The 6,646-nt window shown below is 73.1% G+C and carries 6 protein-coding genes and 1 pseudogene; 3 read left to right on the top strand and 4 right to left on the bottom strand.

Annotated elements, in window-relative coordinates:
- A partial coding sequence (locus K6I34_RS28460; RefSeq protein WP_229330150.1) for an FAD-binding and (Fe-S)-binding domain-containing protein occupies positions 1–1,970 on the bottom strand: 1,970 nt, incomplete at its 3' end.
- Positions 1,971–2,215: 245 nt separating this feature from the next.
- On the opposite strand from K6I34_RS28460, the gene serC reads away from it, so the two are divergent.
- Positions 2,216–3,334, top strand: coding sequence for a phosphoserine transaminase (gene serC / locus K6I34_RS28455; RefSeq protein WP_229330148.1), 1,119 nt, complete (start codon positions 2,216–2,218; stop codon positions 3,332–3,334).
- An 11-nt stretch (positions 3,335–3,345) separates the two neighbouring features.
- Here serC and K6I34_RS28450 read toward each other — a convergent pair whose 3' ends face one another.
- Both K6I34_RS28450 and K6I34_RS28445 read right to left on the bottom strand, forming a co-directional pair.
- Positions 3,346–3,885, bottom strand: a complete 540-nt coding sequence (locus tag K6I34_RS28450) for an HAD domain-containing protein (protein WP_229330146.1) — start codon at positions 3,883–3,885, stop codon at positions 3,346–3,348.
- 25 nt (positions 3,886–3,910) lie between these two features.
- A complete protein-coding gene (locus K6I34_RS28445; protein ID WP_229330144.1) occupies positions 3,911–4,327 on the bottom strand; it encodes a TIGR03668 family PPOX class F420-dependent oxidoreductase in 417 nt (138 codons plus the stop codon).
- Between the two features lie 86 nt (positions 4,328–4,413).
- Between K6I34_RS28445 and K6I34_RS28440 the strand changes: the two genes are divergently transcribed.
- Together K6I34_RS28440 and K6I34_RS28435 are read left to right on the top strand one after the other, a co-directional pair.
- Positions 4,414–5,088: a GDSL-type esterase/lipase family protein gene (locus K6I34_RS28440; RefSeq protein ID WP_229330152.1), complete on the top strand. Its 675-nt coding sequence runs from the start codon at positions 4,414–4,416 to the stop codon at positions 5,086–5,088.
- 73 nt (positions 5,089–5,161) lie between these two features.
- Complete coding sequence (locus K6I34_RS28435; protein ID WP_229330142.1) at positions 5,162–6,145, top strand: aldo/keto reductase; 984 nt, start codon at positions 5,162–5,164, stop codon at positions 6,143–6,145.
- 244 nt (positions 6,146–6,389) lie between these two features.
- Here K6I34_RS28435 and K6I34_RS28430 read toward each other — a convergent pair.
- A pseudogene (locus tag K6I34_RS28430) lies at positions 6,390–6,646 on the bottom strand (SAM-dependent methyltransferase); the annotation flags it as partial.

Genomic DNA, 6,646 nt, shown 5'->3' with positions numbered 1-6,646 from the left:
GCATTCACCAGCCACCCCACCCGCAGCCGCGCGATCGTCCGCAACCACACCGGCAGCCACCCCAGCACGTAATGCGAAGCCGGCCGCACGCGCCCCGCGTAGTGGTGGTGGAGGAACTCCGCCTTGTACGTGGCCATGTCCACCCCCACCGGGCAGTCGCTCCGGCACCCCTTGCACGACAGGCACAGGTCCAGCGCATCCCGGACCTCCTCCGAGCGCCAGCCGTCCCGGACCACCTCTCCCGCGAGCATCTCGTGCAGCAGGCGTGCCCGGCCGCGCGTGGAGTGCTGTTCCTCGCGGGTGACGCGGAACGAAGGGCACATCACCCCCGTACCGCCGTCCGACGGTGTCGTCTCGCGGCACTTGGCGACACCGACGCAGCGCCGTACCGCGGCCCCGAAGTCCCCACCGTCACCCTGATAGGCGAACGTGACCGGCACCGGGTGTTCCGGGAGCGGGGCGAAGCGAAGGTTCTCGTCGAGACGGGCGGGGCGGACGAGGATGCCGGGGTTGAGGCCGTTCGCGGGGTCCCAGAGGTCCTTGAAGCGGGTGAAGGCGGCCACCAGCTCCGGTCCGTACATCCTCGGCAGCAGTTCGGCCCGCGCCTGCCCGTCGCCGTGCTCGCCCGACAGGGAGCCGCCGTGCGCGACGACCAGGTCCGCCATCTCGCCCGAGAACTCGCGGAAGCGCCGCACCCCGTTCCTGCCGACCAGGTCGAAGTCGATGCGTACGTGCACGCAGCCGTCGCCGAAGTGGCCGTACGGCGTGCCGTGCAGGCCGAAGCGGGTCAGCAGGTCGCGGAAGTCCCTGAGGTACGCGCCGAGGCGGGCCGGGGGCACCGCGCAGTCCTCCCAGCCCGGCCAGGCCTCGGTACCGTCCGGCATCCGGGTCGCCGTGCCCGCGGCGTCGTCCCGTACCCGCCACAGGGCGCGCTGCCCGGCCGGGTCCGTGATCACCGCGTGTCCGGTGGTCGCGGAGGCCGCCGCCCCGGCGATCTCCTCCGCGCGGGCCGCCGCCTCCCCGGGCGTGTCCCCACCGGTCTCGACGAACAGCCAGGCCGCGCCCCTCGGCAGACCCGCCGCGTCACCCACCAGGTCGGCGGCCATCCCCTCGACCGTCAACGGCCCGTAGGGCAGCAGCGTGTGCGCCGCGTCCGCCGCGTCGCCCTCGCTCCCGTACCCCAGTACGGCCAGCGCGCGGGCCCGCGGCGCGGCCACCAGGCGGACCGTGGCCTCGGTCAGCACCCCGAGCGTGCCCTCGCCGCCGGTGAACGCGCGGGCCACGTCGACGCGGCGCTCGGGCAGCAGCGCGTCGAGCGCGTAGCCCGAGATGCGGCGCGGCAGCTCCGGGAACCCGGTGCGCAGGAGCGCCAACTGCCCGTCGGTGAAGGTACGGAGCCCGTCGGCGAGGCGGGGCGGCAGCCCGTCGAGACCGCGTGCCAGGCGGGCGCGCTCGCCGCCGTACGTGAGGACGCGCAGCTCATGGACGTTGTCGGCGGTCGTGCCCCAGGCGACCGAGTGCGAGCCGCACGCGTTGTTGCCGATCATCCCGCCGAGCGTGCAGCGGGCGTGCGTCGACGGATCGGGGCCGAACGTCAGCCCGTACGGCGCCGCCGCGGAGCGCAGCGTGTCGAGGACGACGCCGGGCTGAACGGTGGCCGTACGGGCCTCCGGGTCGATCCGGGTGATCGCCGTCATGTACCGGGTGAAGTCCAGGACGACGCCGGTGCCGGTCGCCTGCCCGGCGATGGACGTGCCGCCGCCGCGGGGTACGACGGGTTCGGCGAACTCCCCGCAGACGGCGAGGGCCGCTTCGACGTCGTCGGCGTCGTGGGGGGCTACGACGGCGGTGGGGGTGCGGCGGTAGTTGGAAGCGTCCATGGTGACGAGGGCGCGGGCGGTGACGTCGGTGGCGACGTCACCGCGGATCGCTGTGCGGAGGGCTGCTTCCAGGTCCCTGGCGTCACTCATGGCATCTAGCGTGCCGCGCATCGGGGGGCCGCGCATGGTCACCCCGCTCCTTTCGGCTGGGGCTCCGCCCCGGGCCCCGTTGCGCCCACCGGGGTGCCTCTTACGCTCAGCGCGCGGCTGCGGGTTGCGTCGTGGCTGGTCGCACAGTTCCCCGCGCCCCTGACGGGGCGCCCCACCGCCGGGGCGGGCATCTCAGTGGCCGGACTCACTCGGTGGGCCGTCCTTCGGGCGGATATGGTGCGGACGTGGCTGATATCCAGATCCCCGCTGACATCAAGCCCGCCGACGGTCGCTTCGGCGCGGGCCCGTCCAAGGTGCGTACGGAGGCGCTCGCCGCGCTGGCCGCGACCGGGAGTTCGCTGCTCGGCACGTCCCACCGGCAGGCGCCGGTGAAGCAGCTGGTCGGCAAGGTGCGCGACGGTGTGCGCGAGCTGTTCTCGCTGCCCGAGGGGTACGAGGTGATCCTCGGCAACGGCGGTTCCACCGCGTTCTGGGACATCGCGACGCACGGCCTGATCGAGTCCAAGTCGCAGCACCTGTCCTTCGGCGAGTTCTCCTCGAAGTTCGCGAAGGCGGCGAAGCTGGCGCCGTGGCTGGCCGAGCCCACGGTGATCTCCTCCGAGCCGGGCACGCACCCGGAGCCGCGGGCGGAGGCGGGCGTCGACGCGTACGCCCTCACCCACAACGAGACCTCGACCGGTGTCGCCGCACCCGTCCGGCGCGTCGCGGGCTCCGACGAGGGCGCGCTGGTGCTGGTGGACGCCACCTCGGGCGCGGGCGGCCTGCCTGTCGACATCGCCGAGTCCGACGTCTACTACTTCGCCCCGCAGAAGTCCTTCGCCTCCGACGGCGGCCTGTGGGTGGCGGTGTTCTCCCCCGCGGCCCTGGAGCGCGCGGCGCGCGTCCACGCGTCCGGGCGGCACGTCCCCGAGTTCTTCTCGCTGCCGACGGCGATCGACAACTCGCTGAAGAACCAGACCTACAACACCCCTGCCCTCTCCACCCTCTTCCTCCTCAACGAGCAGCTGGAGTGGCTCAACGGCCAGGGCGGCCTCGCCTGGTCCACCGCCCGTACCGCCGACTCGTCCTCGCGCCTCTACGCGTGGGCGGAGAAGTCCCCGTACGCCTCGCCGTTCGTGGCGGACCCCGCGAAGCGCTCACAGGTCATCGGCACGATCGACTTCTCCGACGAGGTCGACGCGGCGGCCGTCGCGGCCGTGCTGCGCGCCAACGGCATCGTCGACACGGAGCCGTACCGCAAGCTGGGCCGCAACCAGCTGCGCATCGCGATGTTCCCGGCGATCGAGCCGTCGGACGTGGAGGCGCTGACGGTGTGCGTCGACCACGTCATCGAGCGCCTGTAAGCCTCTGATTTTCAGGGCGTCCGGCACGTCCGTCTCAGCCAGCCGTCGAGCGCCGCGTAGTCCCCGTCGGTCAGACCCCGGCGGGGATCGACCCGGTGGAGCAGGGCGGCCCCCGGGTGGTGGGCGGCGACCCAGGCCCGGTCGGCCTCGGTGATCTCGTCGTCGACCCAGACGAACGGACGGCCCGCCGCCCACTCCACGAGAGCGCGGGTCTTCCAGTGCAGTCCGTCGCGTTCGTCCTGGTCGTCGGTGTCGGACGGCTCCGGCCAGGTCACCACGGGCAACGGCGGCAGGCCGAGGCGCGGGGCGACGCACTCGTTCGCGTCGGCCATCCACGTCGTGGCCCAGACGACCTCGCACGGGAGCGCCGCCAGCCGGGTCCCGTGCGAGGGGTCGATCCTGCTGAGGAGCGGGTTCGCGGCGGCGCCATACGGTTCGCGGTCCGTCGCGCCCATCGCGTACGTCGGATACGTGTGGGAGGGCGCGCCGAAGGGGATCAGCGGTCCGTCCACATCGAGGAACAGCAGCGGACGCTGCGCGGCACCAGTCACACCAGCACCATAACGACGCCCGTCACTACGCCGTCCAACCCGTCCACCGCGTCACCTCCACCGCCACGACCGGCCCCCGCGGCGGGGCCGCCGCGTACTGCGGATACTTCCCGCACAGCAGATCGACAGGGACGGCGCGCTGGACGGGGTCCGTCCAGATGTCGGCCCGGCCGTCGGCGCGGGCCCACCACAGGGCGCGCCAGTCGTCGGCGTCGTAGTGGTCTACGAGGAGGGTCACGCGCGGGTTCTCCCGGATGTTCCGCAGGCGGCGGAGGTCCGGCGTGGTCTTCGGCTTGTCGTCCACCGCGAAGTACAGGACGTCGTGGCCCAGCGCGAAGACGACGGGCACCAGGTGCGGCGTGCCCGACGCGTCGGCCGTGGCCAGGCGTGCGACCGGCGCGGACGCGAAGCGCTCACGGGCCTCGGCGGAGGTCAGCTGCATGGACCGACCGTAGTCCCCGGAGGGCCGCCGGGCGGGCCGTCCCCCGCCCGGCCCGGAGAATCGGGGATGATGACGCCATGCGCATCATGTTCGTCGGCGACTCCATGACCATCGGCAGCGCCGGCGACTTCACCTGGCGCTACCGCATGTGGCAGCACCTCTGCACGACGTACGGGGCTCCGTTCCGGATCGTCGGGCCGCGGTGCCGACTCCACGACCCCGCCACCGGCTCCCCCGACGCGCTCGCCTACGCCGACCCCGGCTTCCCCGAGCGCGCGCGGGCGCACCTCGCGGGCTGGGGCGAGGGCTGGCTGCACATGGCCCCGCTGATCGCGGACGCCGTGCGGGAGACGCGCGCCGACACCCTGCTGGTCTCCCTCGGCCTCATCGACCTCGGCTTCTACACCGGCCCCGAACAGACCATCGACAACGTCCGTGCGTTCATCGCCGGGGCCCGGGAGGGCAACCCGCGCGTCCGGGCCGTGCTGCTGCCCGTCATCCACAACATCCGCGCGGCCACGGACCCCGCCTTCGCCGCCCAGGTCGACCGCTTCAACGAACTCCTCGGCAAGGCCGTCGCCGACCTCGACGCGCCCGGCTCGTCGCTGCTCCTCGCCTCCGCTCCGCGCGACTGGGACCGGGACCGCGACACGTACGACGGCACCCACCCCACACCCTCCGGCGAACACCGCCTCGCCGCCGCGTTCGCCGAGGCGATGCACCAGGCGTGGGAGGTCGGCGAGGCCTACGCGGAGCGCTGACCCCGCGACTCTGACGCTCCGTCAACATCGTTGACCTTGATTGGAGCGCTCTCGAAGGCGTTGGCTGGTCCGCATGGAGTACACGCAGCTCGGACGCACCGGGCTCAAGGTCGGCCGGATCGTCCTGGGAACGATGAACTTCGGGCCCCGGACGGACGAGGCCGAGAGCCACGCCATCATGGACGCCGCGCTCGACGCGGGCGTCAACCTCTTCGACACCGCCAACGTCTACGGCTTCGGCGAGAACAAGGGCCGTACCGAGGAGATCATCGGCACCTGGTTCGCCCGGGGCGGCGACCGGCGCGACAAGGTCGTCCTCGCCACCAAGGTGTTCGGCCACATGGACGCCGACGCCCCCGACGGCCACGTCTGGCCCAACCGCGACCGTCTCTCCGCCCTCAACATCCGGCGCGCCGTCGACGCCAGCCTCAAGCGGCTGCGTACGGACCACATCGACCTCTACCAGCTCCACCACGTCGACCGGCGCACGCCGTGGGACGAGATCTGGCAGGCCATGGACGTCCTCGTCCAGCAGGGCAAGATCCTCTACGTGGGCTCCTCGAACCACGCCGGGTGGCACATCGCCCAGGCGAACGAGACGGCCCGGCGCCGCGGCTCCCTCGGGCTCGTGAGCGAGCAGTGCCTCTACAACCTGGCCGAGCGGCGGGCCGAGATGGAGGTCGTCCCCGCCGCGCAGGCGTACGGCCTCGGCATCATCCCCTGGTCACCACTGGCCGGCGGCCTCCTCGGCGGCGCCATCCGCTCCGGGGCGACGCAGGGGCGCAGCGCGGAGGCCCTGGCCAATACGCAGGTACGCGAGCAGGTGCAGGCGTACGAGAACGCCTGCGACAAACACGAGCTCGCTCCCGGCGAGGTCGCCCTGGCGTGGCTGCTGACGCGGCCTGGGGTGACGGGGCCGATCGTGGGACCGCGGACGGCCGACCAGCTCGCGTCGGCCGTCCGGGCAGCGTCGTTGACGCTGCCCGATGAGCTGCTGGCCTCGCTGGACGAGATCTTCCCGGGGCCGGGGGCGAGCCCGGAGGCGTTCGCCTGGTAGTTGCCGCCGTCGCGCCCACCGAGGTGCGTCTTGCGCTGCGCGCGCGGCTGCGGGCCGGCGGCCCGTTGCGCCCACCGGGTTGCCACCCGGGCCCGGTGGGCGACCGCGGGTCGTCGACGGCTGGTCGCGCAGTTCCCCGCGCCCCTGACGGGGCGCGGTCGCCGTACGTCCCTCCCCCGCCGGTTGTGCCCACCGGCCGCAACCGACCACGGGGCCCGGGGCGAAGCCCCCGGCACAGCGGTCGTCAGACCCGGTCCGCCGCTATCAGGAGGTAGTGGAAGCTGCCCTCCTTGTACGCCGTCAGGAACGGGTCCTCCACCCCCGTGGCCAGTGACGACTTGGCGCGCAGCTCCCAGTAGGGGATCGCCGTGGGCGTGAGGTCGACGACGTGCATGGGGACGAGGCCGTTGGCCGCCATGGCCTTGAAGTAGGCGCTGCGCGGGTGGATGTTGCAGGTGTAGTGCTCGTCGATACGGCTGACGGCCTTGGAACGGCCGCCGG

Source organism: Streptomyces sp. UNOC14_S4 (assembly GCF_020740835.1).
In the GTDB taxonomy this organism is placed as follows: Bacteria; Actinomycetota; Actinomycetes; order Streptomycetales; family Streptomycetaceae; genus Streptomyces.
The sequence above is the reverse complement of the archived record's forward strand: the minus strand, read 5'-3'. Positions and strand labels throughout refer to the sequence as shown.